The sequence below is a fragment of the Paenibacillus sp. Soil787 genome, from assembly GCF_001429545.1.
In the GTDB taxonomy this organism is placed as follows: domain Bacteria; phylum Bacillota; class Bacilli; order Paenibacillales; family NBRC-103111; genus Paenibacillus_E.
On record NZ_LMSP01000018.1, the window covers coordinates 1 to 19,682 of the forward strand.

The 19,682-nt window shown below is 43.9% G+C and carries 20 protein-coding genes and 2 riboswitches; of the genes, 4 read left to right on the forward strand and 16 right to left on the reverse strand.

Features of this window, described 5'->3' with window-relative positions; genetic code table 11:
- Together ASG93_RS36410 and ASG93_RS17810 are read left to right on the forward strand one after the other, a co-directional pair.
- A partial coding sequence (locus ASG93_RS36410) for a hypothetical protein (RefSeq protein ID WP_235550883.1) occupies positions 1-180 on the forward strand: 180 nt, incomplete at its 5' end.
- A gap of 180 nt (positions 181-360) precedes the next feature.
- Complete coding sequence (locus ASG93_RS17810; protein WP_056833891.1) at positions 361-768, forward strand: c-type cytochrome; 408 nt, start codon at positions 361-363, stop codon at positions 766-768.
- 8 nt (positions 769-776) lie between these two features.
- Here the strand turns inward: ASG93_RS17810 and acpS are convergent, their stop codons facing one another.
- Complete coding sequence (gene acpS, locus ASG93_RS17815; RefSeq protein ID WP_056833892.1) at positions 777-1,163, reverse strand: holo-ACP synthase; 387 nt, start codon at positions 1,161-1,163, stop codon at positions 777-779.
- A gap of 277 nt (positions 1,164-1,440) precedes the next feature.
- Between acpS and ASG93_RS17820 the strand changes: the two genes are divergently transcribed.
- Complete coding sequence (locus tag ASG93_RS17820; protein WP_056833893.1) at positions 1,441-2,418, forward strand: aldo/keto reductase; 978 nt, start codon at positions 1,441-1,443, stop codon at positions 2,416-2,418.
- Between the two features lie 64 nt (positions 2,419-2,482).
- Here the strand turns inward: ASG93_RS17820 and nadE are convergent, their stop codons facing one another.
- The 15 genes from nadE to ASG93_RS17890 form a co-directional block, all read right to left on the reverse strand.
- On the reverse strand, positions 2,483-3,292 hold the full coding sequence (nadE, locus tag ASG93_RS17825) for an ammonia-dependent NAD(+) synthetase (RefSeq protein WP_056833894.1): 810 nt from the start codon (positions 3,290-3,292) through the stop codon (positions 2,483-2,485).
- A gap of 171 nt (positions 3,293-3,463) precedes the next feature.
- Complete coding sequence (locus ASG93_RS17830) at positions 3,464-3,901, reverse strand: BrxA/BrxB family bacilliredoxin (protein WP_056833895.1); 438 nt, start codon at positions 3,899-3,901, stop codon at positions 3,464-3,466.
- Positions 3,902-4,020: 119 nt separating this feature from the next.
- Entirely contained in the window at positions 4,021-4,422 is a 402-nt protein-coding gene (locus ASG93_RS17835) for a DUF3905 domain-containing protein (protein WP_200984496.1), read from the reverse strand.
- A gap of 17 nt (positions 4,423-4,439) precedes the next feature.
- Positions 4,440-5,327: a prolipoprotein diacylglyceryl transferase family protein gene (locus ASG93_RS17840; RefSeq protein ID WP_056833897.1), complete on the reverse strand. Its 888-nt coding sequence runs from the start codon at positions 5,325-5,327 to the stop codon at positions 4,440-4,442.
- A 66-nt stretch (positions 5,328-5,393) separates the two neighbouring features.
- On the reverse strand, positions 5,394-6,275 hold the full coding sequence (locus ASG93_RS17845) for a polysaccharide deacetylase family protein (protein WP_056833898.1): 882 nt from the start codon (positions 6,273-6,275) through the stop codon (positions 5,394-5,396).
- A gap of 199 nt (positions 6,276-6,474) precedes the next feature.
- Positions 6,475-7,455: a substrate-binding domain-containing protein gene (locus ASG93_RS17850; RefSeq protein ID WP_235550884.1), complete on the reverse strand. Its 981-nt coding sequence runs from the start codon at positions 7,453-7,455 to the stop codon at positions 6,475-6,477.
- A 356-nt stretch (positions 7,456-7,811) separates the two neighbouring features.
- Positions 7,812-7,973, reverse strand: a complete 162-nt coding sequence (locus tag ASG93_RS35165) for a hypothetical protein (protein WP_156410942.1) — start codon at positions 7,971-7,973, stop codon at positions 7,812-7,814.
- 584 nt (positions 7,974-8,557) lie between these two features.
- Complete coding sequence (locus ASG93_RS17855) at positions 8,558-9,244, reverse strand: PspA/IM30 family protein (protein WP_056833900.1); 687 nt, start codon at positions 9,242-9,244, stop codon at positions 8,558-8,560.
- A gap of 3 nt (positions 9,245-9,247) precedes the next feature.
- Positions 9,248-9,706, reverse strand: coding sequence for a PspC domain-containing protein (locus ASG93_RS17860; protein ID WP_056833901.1), 459 nt, complete (start codon positions 9,704-9,706; stop codon positions 9,248-9,250).
- Positions 9,707-9,708: 2 nt separating this feature from the next.
- Positions 9,709-10,371, reverse strand: coding sequence for a PspA/IM30 family protein (locus ASG93_RS17865; protein WP_056833902.1), 663 nt, complete (start codon positions 10,369-10,371; stop codon positions 9,709-9,711).
- Positions 10,372-10,414: 43 nt separating this feature from the next.
- Positions 10,415-10,711, reverse strand: coding sequence for a LiaF transmembrane domain-containing protein (locus ASG93_RS17870; protein WP_056833903.1), 297 nt, complete (start codon positions 10,709-10,711; stop codon positions 10,415-10,417).
- 331 nt (positions 10,712-11,042) lie between these two features.
- Complete coding sequence (locus tag ASG93_RS17875) at positions 11,043-12,029, reverse strand: DUF6612 family protein (RefSeq protein WP_056833904.1); 987 nt, start codon at positions 12,027-12,029, stop codon at positions 11,043-11,045.
- Between the two features lie 13 nt (positions 12,030-12,042).
- Complete coding sequence (locus ASG93_RS17880; RefSeq protein ID WP_056833905.1) at positions 12,043-12,285, reverse strand: hypothetical protein; 243 nt, start codon at positions 12,283-12,285, stop codon at positions 12,043-12,045.
- Between the two features lie 46 nt (positions 12,286-12,331).
- A riboswitch (cyclic di-GMP riboswitch) is annotated at positions 12,332-12,425 on the reverse strand.
- 217 nt (positions 12,426-12,642) lie between these two features.
- Positions 12,643-14,904 carry an S-layer homology domain-containing protein gene (locus ASG93_RS17885; protein WP_056833906.1) on the reverse strand — a complete coding sequence of 754 codons (2,262 nt, stop codon included), beginning with the start codon at positions 14,902-14,904 and terminating at the stop codon, positions 12,643-12,645.
- A gap of 23 nt (positions 14,905-14,927) precedes the next feature.
- Complete coding sequence (locus ASG93_RS17890) at positions 14,928-16,370, reverse strand: O-antigen ligase family protein (protein ID WP_056833907.1); 1,443 nt, start codon at positions 16,368-16,370, stop codon at positions 14,928-14,930.
- Between the two features lie 214 nt (positions 16,371-16,584).
- Positions 16,585-16,672, reverse strand: a riboswitch (cyclic di-GMP riboswitch).
- A 605-nt stretch (positions 16,673-17,277) separates the two neighbouring features.
- On the opposite strand from ASG93_RS17890, the gene ASG93_RS17895 reads away from it, so the two are divergent.
- A complete protein-coding gene (locus ASG93_RS17895) occupies positions 17,278-19,563 on the forward strand; it encodes a stalk domain-containing protein (protein ID WP_056833908.1) in 2,286 nt (761 codons plus the stop codon).
- Positions 19,564-19,682: the final 119 nt, after the last annotated feature.

Genomic DNA, 19,682 nt, shown 5'->3' on the forward strand with positions numbered 1-19,682 from the left:
CTATTAAGGGCATTGACCCGTTGCAACCCCATCGTACAGGAGACGCTCCTTTTATTTCAAAGGCCAAATATTAGCGTCTACAGGAATGTTCTTATTTGGCAGATTGAGCTTAACAGCAAATTCGGTGAGCAGCCCACATTTTCAGCAGTAATGTGGAGATTTGATGCACAAAATGCATGATAACTCTTCAAATCATCAGAAAATAAATGATTATTTGCTGCACTTTTTGCAGCTTTCTGCGAAATCTAACGCATTTCCATACTATCCCCCCTCTGCCAAAGCTTGGTGCTGCCTAACTGAGGCTAGAAAGGGAATATAGAATACAGTTAGAATCAACCCCAGCATAGGAGGAAGCTCGCTATGGAACAAAACAAAAAGGCTTGCGCTCGCGCAAGCCTGAATAAAAATCTGATAGGCGCGCTCGCCATCGCACCGATGGTTCTAACGCTAGCCGCGTGCGGCGGCGGTACTTCGGGCGGCAGTGCCGCCACGAAGACACCGGCCGCTACCGCGGCAGCCGAGAGCAACCCTGCTTTCGTGAAGGCGCAGGAGCTCTTCACAACGAACAAGTGCATCAGCTGCCACGGCGTTGATCTTGCCGGCAAAGTCGGCCCTAAGACGAATTTGCAAAAGGTTGGCAGCAGACTGAGCAGCGAGCAAATCGCGAACAAGATCAAGAATGGCGGAGGCGGAATGCCCGTCTATAAAACCACGATTTCCGAGGAGGAAATCGGACTTTTATCCGAGTGGCTCAATTCGAAGAAGTAACCGCCGCTTTAGAGCTTTTCCACGATTGCATAGGCGGCAGCCATCGATTCCGTATGTGTAATGCTAATATGGATGCGGTGGCTGCCTACTAAGCCTGCCCGCAGCAGCGCTGCCTCGTTTACACGGCATACCGGTTTGCCAAGTTCATCCGGCAGCACCTCGACGTCTTGAAAGCCAATTTGCTTACCTATGCCGCAGCCAATCGCTTTGACAATGGCCTCCTTTGCAGCAAAACGCCCTGAAGCAAACTCAGCAAGTCGGCCACGCCGTCTCTGTGCCAACTCTCTCTCCTGAGGCGTCAAAATCCGTTCAAGAAACCTTTCGCCCGTAGAACCCTCTAACATTTTGCGAAGCCGTGCAATTTCAACCAAATCCGTTCCGACTCCAATAATCATAGACACCTGAACCCCACTTTTCTTGCAACGTTGTGCGTACAATTTACATGATTCCTTGCTTGCGGTCAAGGGGGAGGAAGCGCTCGTCTACACTTGCCCCTAGTCTATCCTTGTTCATTCTTATGGATGTGAATTGGACCATTTTGTTCTCCCCAGCTCTTCATGTCTCCCCCAACGCTTACTTCGAGGTAAGTAAGTTACACTATTTTCAGCTCTTCTGCCGATCTTTGACTAGGGGTATACTGGGTATAGATTAAAAGCTGGGAGGCCAAACATAATGAGAATCATGCCACTAGAGAAACGTGGAATATCGAATAGCCGAGTCGTCTATGGATGTATGGGAATTGGCGGGGAATGGAATTCGACTCCTTATTCGAAAGAAGATTACATCATCGCTGAAAAAGCTGTAGAAGCTGCATTGTCCATTGGCATTACGATGTTCGATCATGCTGATATTTATAAAAAAGGCAAATCCGAGTCTATTTTCGGAGAAATCCTCAAAAAAAGACCTGATCTGCGCGACCAAATCATTCTGCAATCCAAATGTGGCATTCGCCCTGGTGATGGCGTGCTTCCAACTCGCTTTGACTTCTCCAAAAGCCATATCATAAGCTCAGTTGATGGAATTCTTCAGCGTCTTGGCGTGGAACATCTGGATATTCTCTTGCTGCATCGTCCAGATCCGCTTATGGAACCTGAAGAGATTGCAGAAGCTTTCAATCAATTGCGATCAGCTGGAAAAGTGCGTCATTTCGGTGTATCCAACATGTCTTCCGCACAAATTCGTTTCATTCAAAATTCACTGCCAGAACCGATCGTTGTGAACCAATTGGAAATGAGCTTAGCCCGTCTAGACTGGTTGGATCAAGGTATTTCAGTCAACCAGAAAGCTGGCTTGGACACCAACTTCGCAGACGGCATCATGGAGCATTGCCAAATGCAAGACATTCAAATCCAGGCTTGGGGCCCTCTTGCCAATGGAAAGTTCTCTGGCAGCAGTCTCGATGATGCACCTGAAATCGTGAGACAAACAACGGCTCTCGTACAGAAACTAGCCGACCAATATGAAACCAAACCGGAATCCATCGTGCTAGGATGGCTCATGAAGCACCCAGCTCGCATTCAACCTGTCATCGGTACGTCTTCCGCAGAACGCATTGTCGCTTGCAAAGACGCCGTGAGAATAGCCGAATCCCTGACTCGCGAAGAGTGGTACACCCTCTATACCAGCTCCCGCGGCAAACAGATGCCATAGACGTAATTCACTAACACCCCCCGGCCTCTTTTGGCCGGGGGGTGTTTTATGTCTTCGCGAAACTCTATACACCCGGAATCGGGATGCGTTTATGCTCCGTTTTCAAATATTGCTTCTCCAGCTTCTCCTGCACAGCGGGATCAATTTGCTTGCCTTCGAGGTAGTCACTGTTATCTCCGTATGTAATACCCAGCTCGTTCTCGTCCGTCTGTCCGTCCCAGAGTCCGGCTGTCGGGGCTTTATCCAGCACGCTTTGCGGTACGCCAAGCTTCGATGCAAGTGAACGCACTTGACGCTTGTTCAGCGTGCTCAACGGCGTAATGTCGACCGCACCGTCGCCATATTTGGTGAAGAAGCCCGTGATTGCTTCAGATGCATGGTCTGTCCCTACAACAATCAGACCAAGTTCAAAAGCAAGTGCATACTGCATAACCATGCGTGTCCGCGCTTTGATGTTGCCTTTGCCGCCACGGCTTACATGCTGGTGGACGCCGATATGCTTGAGACCATACTCGACTTCAATGGCCATTTCGTCGACGGCTTCTTCAATATTATTTTCGATTTGATATTTCAAATCGAAGGCTTTGGCCACCGCGTAGCTGTCCTCGATATCCACTTGCTGACCGTATGGCTGAAACACACCAACGGTTTTGTACTCTTTGCCCTTCTCGGCCGTCAGCTCGTCCGTCGCTTGCTTGCACAATCCCGTAGCCACTGCGCTGTCGATACCGCCGCTGATAGCAATCAGCAGGCCGTTTGCATTCGCACCCAATACATAGTTTTTCAGAAAGTCCACACGTTTGCGGATTTCTTCATCCACATCAATCTCCGGCTTAACGCCGAGCTTCGCGATAATTTCTGTTTGCAAACTCATGCCTCTCTCCACCTTTTCTATAGTTTGAAACCATTCGTTCTTTAAGATTTAGTATAGACTTTCATTCTTGAAATTTCAAAGGCAAATCCATCGAACATGGCTCCAAAAAGCAAAAAGGCCCACTTGCAAATACTGCAAGGCGGGCCTTTCCGAACATATTCATGCTATTTATTATTTGCAGAATTCATTGAAGGCATTAATTAAGTCGCCAGCAATCATATCCGCGGAGCGGTCTTCGATTTGGTGACGTTGAATGAAGTGTGCGAGCTCACCATTCTTGAATAATGCAATGGATGGGGATGATGGCGGGTATGGCGCCAAGTATTCGCGGGCTTTCGCTGTTGCATCCTTCTCTTGTCCAGCGAACACTGTGTATGTGTACGTTGGCAGTGTATCGTTTTGAAGTGCTTTGGCTACACCTGGACGGCATTGGCCGGCTGCGCAACCACAAACAGAATTGACGACTAGCAGCATTGTGCCATCCTTCGATTTTTCAATCGCTTCTTCTACTTGCTCTGGTGTAAGAAGCTCTGTAATACCCAGACGAGTCAAATCTTCTCTCATCGGTTTAACCATATCTTTCATGTAAGAATCAAAAGACATTGCCATATGTGCCACCCCTTTGGATTTATTAGTTACTCTCAAAACGTAATCGTTATGATTATATTATACATCCGATAGCCGTGAAAGCAAAGTCCAATGTCCCAAAAGAAATAAAGCGAAAGCTTTTACGCTTCCGCTTCATCTTCCGCCTTCTTGCTAGAAGCCTGTCCAGGCTCATAAGAAACATCCTTATCCGGATGCGTGAAAATTCCGCTTTGCGGCAGGATGCCTTTTTCAAAATATTCCCGATTCTCGGCACTTTGGAACCCAACATCCTTAAAAGGATGAACCCATTCATCTCCGGCCATGACCTCAGGGTCGGTCTCAGCCGTCCACTGCTCTAGCGGGGAATTGTCAGATTCATACTCATGATCACCAATAACGACGCCATGCTCATTCACAAAAGCTTCTCGCGGGCCGCGCCCCTGCTCAAATTGAGGGAGAAATTCAATCTCGAACGGATCGAGATCGCTTTGGTTCTTATCGCTTTGCTTTTGAATGCTCTGCACCTGAGCGGATTTGGCCATCTTATTCTTGTCTGGACTCATGTGGAAGGTCGGTTGGGACCGTCCAGTTTCTTATCAACAAAGCCCTCTTTCCCTGCTGGTGTTGCGGCTTTCTCTCGCTCTTGGTTTTGCTGTTCTTGCTGGATTTGCGTCTTGGAATCGTTTTGACTCAATACATTCAGCTCCTTTCTGCTAGTATTATGTGTCAAAACGGGGAGAAGCATTCCAATGATAAGCATGAATAGGAACAATAGCTGCGCTAAGCTGAGGTACAGCAGTGTCGGTTTAACAGCGGTAAAAAAGCTGGCCAGCATCCCCGCCGCGCCCCCATACACCAGCGAATACTTGAGCAAAACGCCTTGTCCAAGCGTCTTCTTGCGCGGCTCAATAATATGCTGCCAAATAAGCAGCGGCACAAGAAACAGCGAGATATAAGCGTGATAAGGATGAAAAAGAGACGCCGTACCCTCAACTCCAATGCCCCAAGGTACCGTTGTAGGCAATCCATATGTGGGAATCAGTGCACAGAATAGGAAAATAGCAGCCGTTATTCCAATTGAGATAGCATCCAGTACAAGGAACAGAGGAATTCGATGTTTGCGAATTTGATAGTAGATATAGATACAAGCAATAAACACACCTAATGCAATCTCCGTGCCGGAGCCAGACACCATGATCAGCTTTAATGGATTGTTCCACAATAGGGATGGCTGCGTCACAATGATCCCTAGCTTCCAGGTCAACAGAACGATAATAGCACCGTTAAAAATTAGATCCTCAATTGGCTTGGCTATCACGATTTGGCTGTCCTTCAGCAAACGCTGCGTGACCCTTCGGATTAGCCATATTCCCAAAGCACAAGCCAGCAGCAGCGCCAGTAATCTTCCTTGCAGTTGAAACGGTCCAATCTGTAACACATCAGGCATAGTTAACGCCAGCCTCTCTCTTTCGACTATCTTTATCGTAGTCAAAGTAAGAGGTATCTGCAACTGTCAAGGAGACAAGAATTGAAACGTGAATGAGGATTTCTTTAATTTCTCAAAATGAAATCCAGCTGATTGCAGCTTTTTGATCACGATAGGCAGCGCTTCTAAGGTTGTCGTCTTATAGGTGTTATCGTGCATCAGCACAATAATGCTCTTCTTGCCGCGGCTTGCGCTAAGCACGGAATCGATGATCATTTCCCTTTCTTGCACAGGGGCAGCCGCATCCGTTGAGCTCACATTCCAGTCGAAATACTGGTAACCCTCCTTTTTCACCACGCTAGCTACCTTACTCATGATACCTCTGCCTCCTGGCTTCCAGCTCAAGTGATTATTCGACCCACCCGGAAACCGCAAAATATCTGGACGATAACCAACCGTTTCTTCCAAGAGCTGATCCAGCCTACGCACATCCTTCATGAAAGCTTCAGGCGATTTATAAATACGATTATAGTCATGCGTGTATGTATGATTCCCTAGGGCATGGCCTTCAGCGACGATTTGCTTATAAAGCGCGCGCCCCACGCTCGTATCCGCACCGACAACAAAAAAAGTAGCGGTGACACCGAATTTTTTTAAAATATGAAGAATCTTGCTCGTACTTTCAGAGGGACCGTCATCAAAGGTGAGGTACGCAATTTTGCCTGAAAAAGGGATATGTGGAGGTCCCGTGTAGGAATGCTGCGTTTCTACGATTTCATCGTCTACGTAAGTCGCAGTAGGAGTTGTGGATGTCTTCCCTGTTTCAGTTGTTGCAAATGGCAATGTCTCGATGGATACTGATTTCGGTCCCTTCCCTTTATGTAATTCTGGTGTCGAGCATCCAATTAAGCTGGATCCACTCAGAAACATCGTTACAACTACACTTGTTATCCGATTCATGCTCCCCATTCCTTGTTCCCCCCTGCCCAATCTGAAACACTCTTCTTCATCGCGACAGTCGCTCTACTACAATTCGTTCTTATTATGGCTTCCTTTGCTTTCGACATTAAACCCAATATTTCCCGGGAAATTTGTAGAAGTGCTGTTTTCTTCGTCTAAATAACGCGAAAAAGCCCCCAGCAAGGAGAGCTTCTTATTAAAACACTTTCTATTTCTCAACGAATGGAAACAGCAGCTTTTGATTTTCTCTGGTGTACATATTTTCTTTCATAATAACCTCAGAGCCTGTATCTATGGATGCTTTAACTTTCTCCCCATTATAAACCTGAAGTGCTGTTTTCACCGCTAAATATCCCATGTTAAAAGGTTTTTGCACAACGGTTGCTTGCAGGGTCCCCGCTTCTAAGAATGCAATTTCATTCATCGAGCTGTCGAAGCCCACCAACTTAATGTTGTGCTCGGGATCCAGCTCTTTCAACGCCCTCGCAGCCCCAATCGTAGAAACTTCATTCAACCCGAAAATACCGCGAATATCCGAATGTTCGGCAAGGAGCTGTTTCGTTTGCTCATACGCTTTGTCTTCAGAACCATTACTATATAACGTGTCTAAAATCTGGATGGAAGGATCATTCTTCAGACTGTCTCGCACCCCATTCTCCCTATCCAGCTGAGTTGTGGATCTTTTGACAAAACTAACAATTGCATAGGTAGCAGGCCCCTGTATATAGCGCCTCATCGTTTCCACTGCTTTGCGCCCTGCGGCATAGTTGTCAGTTGCAATCAAACTGGTTGAAACACCGCCTTCGAGACCCGAGTCTACAGTAACTAGCGTTATGCCGGAGCCTATCACTCTTTGAGCAACAGGCACCAACCGGTTATAATCCGTTGCCGCCAAAATAATCGCTTTCGGCTTCAATGCGATCGCCTCTTCCACCAACTTGATCTGATCATCAATGTTTGATTCGGAAGGCGTACCCATCACTTTAACCTCTGTATTGTACTCTTTGGCCGCCGCAGTCACGCCTTGGTTCAAAACCCGCCAAAATTCCACATGAGGATCGATCGTCTTGGGAATGAGGATAAGCGGCCTGTCCTTTGCCTCCATCCCCTTTGAAACGAAGAGATACGCAGTCGTCATGAGTAGGACCACTATGACTGCAATCGCTACGTAGCTTGCTCTAACTTTCAATTTGACACCTCAATTCTCACGGTCGTTATGGACTGGGTGGATGACCTGAATACGTACGGGACCGTCGTCCCTCTTCCAGCTTACTCTCAAAGTGCAATCCATAGAGCTTCCGAAATAAAGCTGAATGTGATGATTCAGGAATGAGCGAGGAGAGATTGAAATCGTTGATGATCGCCTGCTTGGCATAATCAAAATCCTCGTAACCGGTTACAATAATAACTTAAACATCCCGATAAGTCGCGGCAGTTAGCTCTGGTCACCTCTGGCGAAATCGAATTAAGCTCTATGAGTATTGTACACAGCAGTTATATAAAATAACAATAGAGGCTGCCCTTAATGGCACAGCCTCTTTTTTCCTATTCGTAGAGCAGCGGCTTGATGTCAGCAGCATCAATGTTCGTTTTGTCATACCAGTGGAAGCCTATATTGATCGATTTGGGAATTGTCTCCCCTTTAATCGATTGCCAACTCCAGACGACATTGATGGAGGGCGTGCACACCAGGAAAATGCTTCTCAATTCCTTCCATCCGGACTAGAGCTTCACTCATGACCTCACCTCGTGTTTCGTTTTAGCATTTCGTGCTTATGTGCTAATTCTATCTACTATCCTCTCGAAATAGAGTGGATTTATCTCTGCAAAAAAGTTGAAAATCTTATGATTTTGAAAACCGTAAACTACCTCAGAAAAAAACCACTTGTTCCGAATAGCGTTGTGTTTTGTGCAACAATATGCTGACAATTCCGCGTGATTCCGGCAATTATTGCAAAAAATGCAACAATTTCAACCAAAAGTAGCTCTATTGGACGAAATAAGGCAAAATTGTTGTAAATCGTACAACATCTATGGTTTCCTGAGAAGAAATCCACGAGAATTGTTGTACGTTGTACAACTTACCATAAAATAAATCAGGAAAAGGGCCGAAATCCTCGGCCTCTAGCCTTTAAACCTTTAAACCTCTAAGCCTCTAACTCTCTAACCCTCTAACCCTCTAACCCTCTAAGCCCCCAACCCTCTAACACTCTAACCCTCTAACCCTCTAAGCCCCTGGAAAACACAAAAAGCCCCTCACAAGGAGGGACTTCTCAATCAAACAAAGTTCATTACTCGACTTCTTTACTGTTTAATTTCTCTTTTAGCAGATTCAACTGCTCATCAACTTTAGCTTGCTTTGCAACATCAACAGGTGTGTAGCTGCCTACTGAACCTGCTGGTACGTAAGGCTTGCGAGCGATTTCCGCTTCAACCTCCAGTTGGATAATTTTCTCTTCCATGCGTTGGAAGCCGCGGGATGCGTTGCCGCTCTCAATGACGCCATTGTAGGATACTTGTGCCATTTGTTTTTTGGCTTTAGCCAGCTGAGCGCGGGACACAAGCTCGTTGCGCTTGTTACGCAGTTTGTAGAACTCATCTTTCATTTCGTGCAGCTGCTGTGTTAGCTCATCAGCATGTGCTTTGGAAGCCGTATATAGATCGGTGTACTCAACAATTTTATCTTCGTGGTACAATTTTTCTTCAACAGCTTGGCGAGCGATAGCCTCTTGGCCACTTTTGATCGCTGCGGAAGCTTTAGCTTCGCGGTCAGCCACGAGACGAACAGACTCTTCCAAACGCTGCTTCAGCTTGCGCTCATTCGCGATTTGTCTAGCAACGGTAACTTCAGCTTGTGCGATTTCTTGTTCCATATCCCGCAAATATTGATTCAACATAACGATCGGATCCTCAATTTTATCCAATACCTCGTGAATTGATGCTTTTGTCATATCCTTCATTCTTGTAAATACTCCCATGGTTTACACGTCTCCTTTTTTAATATCAATTGGTTGTTGTTCGAAGCGAGCGACTTTGGCTCTAAGTTCTTCTACTTCTTTTTGCAGAGCTTTCTTTTCAATATCTTTCATCATCTCATCGATGTTGTTTACTTTCCCTGTGTCGTATGGAGCATTGTAGCCCGTATGTTGTGGCGCATGGTTAGGTTGGTGCGGCTTGTGAGCGTTCCAAGCCCCGCCATTATAGCCTTGACGGCCATATGAGCCAGCATAAGGATCAAATGGAGGCTGATCATACCCAGGTTCCTTCGGAATGACAAGCGCAGCTACAAAGTAGATGAAAATGACCGTTCCTCCAGTGAAAATTGTGGTGATCACCACTAACAAACGTAGTAGCGTTGCATCTACATTCATGGCCTCGGCGAGTCCGCCGCATAGACCAGTAACTTTCTTATCTCTTCGTGAGCGGTAAAGTTTGCTCATGATTACTTGGCTCCCTCCTGCTGCAGTCTGTTTCTAAGAGCTTCCATTTCAGCATCTACGGCCGGGTTGCCCCCGCTATAGTAGCTTTCGCGCCCCATTCGTCTTACATCGCGGAGCGTTCTTGCATGGAGCTCCATATCGGATACGCGCTCTTCCAGGCGGCCGAACATCCGCGGTGTAGCATCCTGCGCCACATTGCTGCGCGCATGCATTCTTTGCTGCAACCGAGCGGACTCCATTCGCGCTAAGTAGTAGCTGCGTTTGTCTGCCACTTCTTTGTAATCGGCTTTGAGCTGCTGCAGCTCCTCATCCAAATCAAGGATGGACTGCTTCGCTTGATCGTACAACTCATGATACTGCTCACTTTTCTCTTCGGCTTGCAGCTTCTCTTGAAGCACGATTCTTGCCATATGTTCTTCGCCGGCCTTCAGAGCCAGCAGCGCTTGATGCTCGCGCTTCTCTTTGGTTTCCAGCGCCGTCAGATATTGCTGCCGGAGTGAAGCTGCGTGGCTTACGCATTGCTGATACAGTCTCTCGGACTGTTGAAGCTGCTCACGCTGCGCTGCTAAGTACTGGTCAATCAAGCGGACCGGATCTTCCGATCGCTCCAGATGTTCATTCAGTGTCGCTACGGTAATGTCTCTCATTCGCCTAAATAGGCTCATCTCTCATACCACCTTTTTCACTTTCTGTATTCGTTTCACTTCATTAGACCGTTCTTCTTGTCAACATCGAAATTCCGTATCCGATCAACCCAATCGCCAGAAGAATGATGATCCAACCAGCTAATTTACCAATCAGGATGATACCGCCAAGCCCTGCAATAATCCAACCGAATTTGCTCCCGTTCTGTATGCCTACGTAACCAAGGCCAACCATTCCTATTGGAATTAAGTATCCCATCACCGAGCCAATAAAGGGTCCCATGTGAACGCCTAGCTTATTTAACAGAATCAGCGCACCGAATGCGATTAGCAGAGCGGCTAAGCCCGTATTTCTTTTCATCGTTTCGTCACCGCCTTTCGTTGTTTGCTTTGTTATTTGCTGTGCTCTTGTTCATGTCTTTATTTTAGGTAAAAACGAAGCTTTCCAAAACGGACTAACGACGGTATTTGTTCCTAGACCTTAGTCGGGGCGCATCTAAGACCTGTGTCAGAGCACGACAGCGTTTATACGACAGACGTTACTTAGCAAGCTTGGTACCCGCGCTTAATATGCCTGAAGGCAGCGCGGCTATCCAGAGCATCGTTGTGGAATTTGATAGGTCAATGCAATAAAAGCTAAGTTAGCCGCGAGGCCAAACTTAGCTTTTTTTGCACATCATATAGTTTCTTTTTTACAGCCCTTCCGGAACAGGAATACTCTGAATCTTATTTAATTCGTTATAAGAAACGGTGACCGTGCTCTTCAAGTCCCTTGGTTCACCATCATCAAGATCAACGATATCTGAAACAATCTCCAATCGAACAGGCAGCGATGTTTCCCCATCAACCAGAAGCTTAAAAGTCAGCTGACGAACCGAAATCGCTTCTTCCGTAGGTTTATCCGAGTCCAGGAAAAAGTCTAGGGCATGTGACTTCCATTTCTCACCTGAGCCACCGGTTTGTAATACCATACCTTCAGGAGTAGAATCAATCCGAATAGGTTCCGGTGACGATAAAAATGCTTTTAATACCTGCTGCGGGTCAAATGTATCGTGCGAAAAGATGCTTGAAATGGAGTCTTTGCTTTCGGACCATTTATTAGAGAATTTGAATAACTTATTATTGGTAAAATAGTATCTTCTAGAAATCGGCTTTCCAAATATCGAGAGGCTTCGTTCACCGGAAATTATTGTCTCCGGTTTTCGAATAACGCTAGCATCGAGGCCAGTCTCAACGCCTATCTTGAAACCTTCATCACCGACAAGTATAGAGCCATTGACTTTCATCGAGTAGCTCCGAAGCTTATCTGCATTTTCCAAACCATGATTGATGATCTTAGTCGCTTGTTCCGCTTGCTCCTTCTTCTTCGATTCCTGAGTCCCAATCCAGATGGTTTGCGTCTCCTCGTTCCAAGCAACTTCCTTGCCGAGCGATTCACTAACAAATCGTAAAGGAACATACGTCAAATTCTCGTATACGAATACCTTTCCCTCATCCGGTTTCTTTTCCACGCCATCGAACATCATTTTGATATTATGAAAAAAGACATCGATCTTGGAACCCCCCTCAGCGTAGGCAGAGCCTCCTACTACAAAGAAAATACAAATGAATATTCCTGCACAATAATGCCCGAGAAAAATGTTTTCATACGATCTCCAATCATCAATAAACGATTTCATTTGAGACAATTCCTTATGAAGCAAAAAAAGTTCTATCCGGAAAACCGTCTCCCTCTGCATAGCATCTTGCAATAGCTGAAGCGGCCTTCATGAACATATGATCTTTGGAAGTACCCGGGACCCTCTCTAGCTGCCGAAATTCTTCATTAACTAGATCAAACTCAATTTCACCCAAACTTTCTTCTGTTGGACCAAATTTGTATATGACCTTTTCGGCATCATCGAATACTTTAATCAGCATAAAATATGTTGCCATTTTCCGACCCTCCTTCCTTTTTTGGCAATAAAAAAACAAGCCCCTAAAGAGTAACCCGGCTATCATCCCATGCATGTGATTCATGGCTTAGACCCGTGGCTTTGCGTCTCCACCTTTCGATGGATTTGCCGTTGTTCATTATTGCTTGATATTAGGTGTGTTTTACTGATAATTTCTAGTTGTAAAGTACTAGCTATTTCCATGGTATTCCATAAAATAATGAAATTCAACATATTTCTACAAAAAAGAGGGAATCTCTACGCAAAGTGTGTGATTTCTCACAAAAAAGGTCAACCAGAGTACTGGTTGACCTTTTTTTGATCTGGAGCGCGCCAACTGATTTCGATAAATTTCAAGTTAGTTAATAAATTCTACCTTTTGCAAAAATCTCTTTATGATCGTCGCCGCCTCAGCTCGTGTTGCACTTTCAGTTGGAGCGAATAGATTACCGGTCGTGCCTGTTATCAGTCCCGCTTGCTGAGCTTGCACTACAAATTGTTGTGCCCAAGAGCTAATCGAAGCTTGGTCAGCGAAGTTCGTACTCTTTAGTGAAGTCGTTGATGAACCATCCGTACCCTTGTCCACAAAATATTGCGCTTTAGCGATCATAGCAGCCATTTGTTCACGAGAAATTGGACTATTGGGTTGAAATGTACCATCTTCAAATCCGTCAATGAGGCCTGCCTTGACTGCTGCACCAATAGCTCCAGCTGACCAATCAAGCTTTGAAACATCCTTATAATTTGCTTTGCTGCTATCCTCCAGTAATCCTAAGGACCGAGCTAGAAGCGCAGCGAACTCAGCACGCGTAACTTTGGCGTTAGGAACGTAATTATTATCCAATGAACCATTCACTACTAACTTAGTCGCTAGTAGTTCTATATCCGCTTGAGCCCAATGCTCTTCTAAATCTTTGAATGATTGTTTAAGTACAATTAAAGCAAATGTGCCTGTCCGATTACTTTTGAAACTAGCTTCCGTTTTGCCATCATGATTATGAAAGATTACCGGTACAAAGGACAACTTACCATCTGCGTCATAAACAACTCCAGTTACTTTCGATGAATCGACTGTAGATGGAAGAGTAAGAGAACGGACCACATATGCATTTTCAAAATCGTTCAAAGATATCTTGTTGTCCTTTACGTCCAATGTAACCGATACATGATAAGGTTCAGCCAGCATTGACGCACCCAGCTTTTTCGTTTCTCTACTCAAGGCGTCTGCAATTTTATCCTCAACATTAGTGATTTGAATGATGACCTGCAGATCTTTAACATTCATATTCATTTTCTTTGATAGTTTCTCTGGATCTATTGCATGAATCGGAAGATCATATTTGGATGAACCCGCTCCGATAGAAATAATACCGTCAGGGGTATTATTTACCGCCTCAGTTAACGCTTCGAGAGGGATAATAACACTTAGGTTGTTTTCATCGCTTTTTAAAGCCATCTGTAGAATTTGTTCCTTGGGCGTTTTACCTTTCAGAAGTTGTAAGGCTTCTTTAAATTTATCTCGATCCATTGAAATTTTTGTGAGAAGTTTCCCATCTTTATCTGCCTCTTTGGTAACTTTGCCCACGTTTTTGGACTGATTATCACCAATTGCATTTGCTGTTAGCCAATCCTCAGTCTGAGCCGGGGTAGGCGTTGGTTCTGTTGATGGTGTTGACGGTGTTGATGGTTGGGTACTTGAATTTCCATCCGAACAGTTTGACATATCTCCAAAAGGAGCACCGCCATCATTACTATTTGGCGTACCGCCTACTACTGCGTTTCCGATCTGGATGTTGTAGAAATCAACCTCCGTATAGTTTTGGTCGAAAACAACGTTTGAATTATATACACCACTTACTGGTAACTTCACCTCATTACCTAAACTGGTATTTGACATGGTAAATTCATATTTATGCCCTGCAATAAAGTTGGGCTGAGCCTGATAGCTCACTACAAATGTATCTAGGCGTTGCAAACTTTGCAAATACACATCTTGACCAACAGTTACATCTGTAAGCTTGAAATCAGTAATATCTGTATTTGTTAAATCTAGCTGAGTAAGGTAAGGAAATTTAATTTGGAATCGATTAATAGTCGTTGTTCCAGTCGGTGTAAAATCGACCAACCTTGCACCTGGTTGTAAATAGGAATTCCCGGCCGTTTCTGTGAAAAATTGATTTCCTGCCACTCTGTAATTTCCAATATGGAATCGGTCGTTTGCCGATAAATCATAAGTAGTTCCAAAATTATCTTGATGTGTTGATAACAATTCGTAAGATTGGTTACAGGCAAACAACATAATTTTACTAGGTGCTTGATTCGCAGGTAAGTCTGCTCTAAATCCGCCTGTTCTAACTAAAACATTATTATCATCATGCCCGATAGGATTTGAATTGGTGCTGAAACTTGGTATATAAGTTACCTGAATTACAGAATTGTTTTTAGTGATAGCTGTAACCTTTACTTTAGATGGATCATTGACATAGACCCCACCACTTAATTTTCCGGATGTATTATTGTAATAAAAAGAGGCATAAGCCATAACTGGCGATAGCATGACTACCATCATACAAATAAGAACCGCAATACTTATTTTTTTCTTCATTGTGCTACTATTCATCTCTAATTTTCTCCTCTATATCACTATTGATTTACTTTTTCTAAATCTATTTTTAACTCCTGATATATCTTTTCTAATGGTGCCCGCTTCAATGCAGCTTCAAGTTCTACTTGCGCAGCATAGTAATCTTGTAAATTCCTGCTTTGATTTCCTTGCAGCACAAAGCTTTTGGCGTATTCATACAACGTAGTATGCGACCAAGGAAGCAATCTTTTAGCGTTAGAGAAATGTTGATGCGCTTCCTCCCAATGACTCTCAGCTGCACTGCGAATGCCTAATTCTTTCTGTTGGTAACCAATTGAAATAATCAAGGCAAACCCAGTAATGGAAATTAAAACTCCTCCAATGAATACTATAGGTAGCCCTGAAAGCTTGTACACTTTAGTGAGCTCTCTATCCATTACGATAGAGATTAAAAATAAGAGAATACCAAAAATAAGTGGAAAACTGAGATCAAAATCAAAACCAGCATGTAAAAGAATAACAGAAACCAAGATGATGGTTGATTTGCTCCAATACTTTTGATCAATACTTAATTGAGCATTAGTTCGTTGTTTCCAAGCCTTAATATAGAACCATATCATAAAGAAAAGGAAGAACCCTAACCCTATGATTCCTATATCCATTGCAATTTGCAGATAATGATTATGTACATATTTGACAAAGTACGCTTTGGATTGATAGTCGTGCTGCAGTAGTCTCCAGCCCCCGCCGCCAGTTCCTCCCCACCAATAATCCCGAATAATGAGAAGGCTGTCACGCCAATAAACAGTACGTATTTGCAACTCAGCAGTGTCAGGCTGAATGCTTTTCACCCTATGCCAAAGAAACGATAGGTCTTGTCTAATTAGAGCTGCAACAAGGAAACTCCCCAAATGAGAGAAACCAATTATCATCATATTTCTTCGATTTCGCATCTCAGGAAAACTAATGAAACTAGCGATTAAAGCAATCCCCCATAAAACCCATACCGCACGTGATAAGGTTAGTAATAACCCTGTCCCTAAAATCACGAGCACCAATGATTGCGCGAAGCGTCTTTCTTTTAAATAGAAAAAAAGACAAATCATCAATGTAACCAATAGCAAAATAGCAAGAGAGTTTGCATACTCAATTGTAGACTCCAGACGCTCCTTCCTCTCCAAGTGAAAAACGACACCAACGATAACAAGCAAAGCCCCAATCCAAGTCCACAGTCGTAGAAGGCCAAGCCTTTCTTCAAACTTCAATGTAGAAATGATTAAACTAAATGGCAGCAAACACGTTATCCTTAATGCTTCTAGCAGAGCATGCTCACGATCAACAGCATAAATAATGGAGATTCCATATAGAGCTACTAATCCAAAAACGAGCACATTTAAGGGTGAAATCCGTATTTCTTTGTGGAGGATTAACATAATACCAGCAGCTATACATAGCGTACATGTTATTAATAAATAACCTAACTCAAAAAAGTAACCTTGCATTAACGAACCTATTACAAAAAACAGCGCAATCCAATAACGGATACGCCCAACCTCCCTTTGGACAAAAATAAATTAACTTCGCTGCGAAGCCAAAACATTTAGCCCCTGAATTGATAGTATGTTATGAATCATACCCCTATTTTCTTCCCTTGAAGCCTCACATGTTTTCGCTCCTTTTTCAAACTCGATAATAGAAAACACAAAAAACCAACCTGAGAGTAACCCGGCTATCATTTCCTTTTAAGGAATACAGACCCGTGGCTTTGCGTCTCCACCTTTCGGTGGATTTGCCTTTGTTCATTATTGCTTGGTTATTAGGTGTGTTTCACTCAATATTGCTAGTCGTAAAGAACTAGCTGCTTCCATAGTATTCCATAAAATATCGAAATTCAACATATTTCTACAAAAAAGTAGCACCCCGTAGACAAAGGTGTGATTACACAAAAAAAAGGCCAATCAGACTTCTTGTCACAGAGCCTATCTATTTTACTCTAATCTTTTCGAATTCCTGTCACTAAATCAATCTCAAGGCTTCATGAATGAGAATCCATTTAAGAAGTAATAAGTATATCTCTTGTTAGATAGCTTGTTTGAAAAAGTTGGAAGCAGCCTTGATCTGGACCCTCTGTCAAGGACACTTGAATAAAGGGTGGTTTATGTCTAGGAAACCAATAATAGATGATTCCTGTATTATACAGGGGGCATCTTCTTTATTCCCCATTGCTACTTATTATTGTTGTAGTAATTAAGTTTTTCTGCTATTTCTATCGGATTGCTCTCAAAATGTGACAAAATTCACCAAATTACAGGGTATTCAAACAAGCTAATATACACTATTATAAAGATAGGTTCCGTCCAGTTTTTCCAAGTGGTTCATAAAAGAGTAATTGACAAGGAGATTAAACTAGTGAGAAAAGCATTTCTATCAAAGAAAAGATGGATAACGATTCTTGTGTTGATACTTGTTGTATCAAACATACAAATTACAACATTTGCCGAGGAATCAATCCCAACATCAAATTTCGTGGTTGAAGATGAACTGAAAGTGAACGAATCCGGTGCTGTTTGGACAGCGTTCGATAATCAAGAACACCGCCAAGTTTATTATAGTCCCAAGATGGATGGTAAAGCGCAGGCAATTTCCCAATCCTTTGGTATTCGGGAAAGACCGGTTGTCGGAGGCAATCTTGTTGTTTGGCTAGAGAATCGGCACGAAGCGAGAGGTCTAGGCATTTACGACCTCTATGCCTATGACTTGGAAACGAAAGAGGAACGGAAGATTACAGTAAACAATGAATGGAACGGCAGTGTAACGACGGATGGTCGGTATATCGCTTGGATTGAAGAAGAGACTCGAATTGTGAATCTCTATGATTGGCAGACGAAACTGACTACTCAAATTGGCAAGGGCAATAACCCTGTCGTTGCTAAAGGAAAATTAGCTTATGAGAATAACGGCAGAAACCAGATTCTCCTATTTCAGCCTATGGATCATTCAACGAAGACGTTACTTACAGTTCCGACAGGTCGCTATTTATCGGGCTTTCAATTCAATGGAGACTGGTTGTTGTATCTCTCTAATAAACAGGCTTTTGATTACAAACTTTCTCTGCAAAAAGCCGATGGAACGTCGGGACCTTTGTTTGAGTCAGGAACTGAGTTTGTATCTGTGCTAGGCAGTATGGTCTACAGTTCACTTAACAAAGAATACGCCGTTTTCCAGGTGTTCTCCTCAGAAAAAAAACATACCATTGTGATCGATCTGGATACCGGGCAGGCTAAGCCATTGAACATCCCTGGTGATAGAGAAACAATCCTCGGTATTCAAGGAGACTCCTTATATTATTCGCAAGAAAAACAGGGTGTACAAACACTTTCTATTTCGAAAACACTAGAGAGCTTGACGGGGGAGGATCCCCTTCTGCCAAAGGTATCAACCAACTCCAATTTAAATCCAACACCAGCTCCTTCCAGAACGAACCATGATGCTGATCAACTAATCGTTGCTCTAGATGGTAAAAATATCTCATTTCAAGTCAATCCGGTTGTTGAAGACGGCTCTTCCATGGTGCAATTCCGCCCGTTATTTGAAGCAATGGGTATGTCTATCGAATGGCAGGAAGAGAATCAAACCATTATCGGGGCAAAGGGCAAATTTCGAATTGAGCTGAAGTTGGGCGATAAGACAGCACTCGTTAACGGCAAGACGATGGACCTTCCAGTCGCTCCACACACGATCAATGGCAGCACGATGGTACCACTTCGTTTTGTAGCGGAATCGACGGGACGATCTGTGTATTGGGTAGCAAGTTATACGGAAAAAGAAGTGCATATCAGCCGCACGATAGCTTCAGATTTATTTGATGATCTTTATTCAGACAATCTCGTGTATCTTGGAGAAACGTTAAATGGTGTCCCGAACGGGCAAGGGACGTATACCAAAAATGGTAGGCTCCGGTATGAGGGGCAATTCGTAAACGGGGCGATGGAAGGAAGTGGATCCGTTTATCAGAATGGTAAAATTTTTTACAAGGGTGAGCTGAAGGACAATTTGCCAAATGGACAAGGTAAATTATATGAGTTAGGTCTCTATGTAGGACAGTTTGTAAACGGCCTTCGCCATGGAATAGGGAAATATTATGAAAATAATGGTGCGCTTATTTATTCGGGTCAATTCACCGAAGATACCGAAACAGGCAAAGGGACCCTATATGAGAGCAATGGTACGAGATATGTCGGCGACGTTATCATGGGCATTCGTGAAGGTCTTGCAGAAGTGTATGACCAGGACGGCGATCTGCAATATAAAGGCCGATACGCAGGGAATCATCCTGTGCTAAAGGGTACGCAATTAACGTATATGGCTATGCTACTTTACGCTCAGGCAGGCAAAGATACGAAGGCAAACGCCATGTTTGAAGAAGCAAAAAAGTCCGCTAATCAAGGAATGGTTCCTTACTATATGATAGCTGAGACTTATATTTCTCTGAATAACGCGGATAAATCTAATGAATACATACAAGTCGGGCTTTCTAAAGACGCAAATGATCCTATTTTGAATGCCTATCTAGCACTTACTTACGCGTTGCAAAACAAGCCTGATCAAGCGAAGGTGCAGATGGACAAAGCCAAGACACTGGGTCTTAAAAAGGCGGAAGTTTGGGATGAGCGGCTTAAGGCGATGATCGAATAATTAAAGGAGATGGCCTATCGTTGCTTCTTTTTAGTTCTTGAGGGACAAACTTAGTTGGGTTTAGTATGCCATAGATTCAATCTCTCCCCTCACTTGCTGCTTTACCTACATTGCTTCCT

Excerpts from the sequence above, each read along its gene's own strand:
- ASG93_RS17810 (WP_056833891.1), top strand. The coding sequence starts at position 361 with ATGGAACAAAACAAAAAGGCTTGCGCTCGCGCAAGCCTGAATAAAAAT.
- acpS (WP_056833892.1), bottom strand. The coding sequence starts at position 1,163 with ATGATTATTGGAGTCGGAACGGATTTGGTTGAAATTGCACGGCTTCGC.
- ASG93_RS17820 (WP_056833893.1), top strand. The coding sequence starts at position 1,441 with ATGAGAATCATGCCACTAGAGAAACGTGGAATATCGAATAGCCGAGTC.
- nadE (WP_056833894.1), bottom strand. The coding sequence starts at position 3,292 with ATGAGTTTGCAAACAGAAATTATCGCGAAGCTCGGCGTTAAGCCGGAG.
- ASG93_RS17830 (WP_056833895.1), bottom strand. The coding sequence starts at position 3,901 with ATGGCAATGTCTTTTGATTCTTACATGAAAGATATGGTTAAACCGATG.
- ASG93_RS17835 (WP_200984496.1), bottom strand. The coding sequence starts at position 4,422 with ATGGCCAAATCCGCTCAGGTGCAGAGCATTCAAAAGCAAAGCGATAAG.
- ASG93_RS17840 (WP_056833897.1), bottom strand. The coding sequence starts at position 5,327 with ATGCCTGATGTGTTACAGATTGGACCGTTTCAACTGCAAGGAAGATTA.
- ASG93_RS17845 (WP_056833898.1), bottom strand. The coding sequence starts at position 6,275 with ATGGGGAGCATGAATCGGATAACAAGTGTAGTTGTAACGATGTTTCTG.
- ASG93_RS17855 (WP_056833900.1), bottom strand. The coding sequence starts at position 9,244 with ATGGGAGTATTTACAAGAATGAAGGATATGACAAAAGCATCAATTCAC.
- ASG93_RS17860 (WP_056833901.1), bottom strand. The coding sequence starts at position 9,706 with ATGAGCAAACTTTACCGCTCACGAAGAGATAAGAAAGTTACTGGTCTA.
- ASG93_RS17865 (WP_056833902.1), bottom strand. The coding sequence starts at position 10,371 with ATGAGCCTATTTAGGCGAATGAGAGACATTACCGTAGCGACACTGAAT.
- ASG93_RS17870 (WP_056833903.1), bottom strand. The coding sequence starts at position 10,711 with ATGAAAAGAAATACGGGCTTAGCCGCTCTGCTAATCGCATTCGGTGCG.
- ASG93_RS17875 (WP_056833904.1), bottom strand. The coding sequence starts at position 12,029 with ATGAAATCGTTTATTGATGATTGGAGATCGTATGAAAACATTTTTCTC.
- ASG93_RS17880 (WP_056833905.1), bottom strand. The coding sequence starts at position 12,285 with ATGGCAACATATTTTATGCTGATTAAAGTATTCGATGATGCCGAAAAG.
- ASG93_RS17885 (WP_056833906.1), bottom strand. The coding sequence starts at position 14,904 with ATGAATAGTAGCACAATGAAGAAAAAAATAAGTATTGCGGTTCTTATT.
- ASG93_RS17890 (WP_056833907.1), bottom strand. The coding sequence starts at position 16,370 with ATGCAAGGTTACTTTTTTGAGTTAGGTTATTTATTAATAACATGTACG.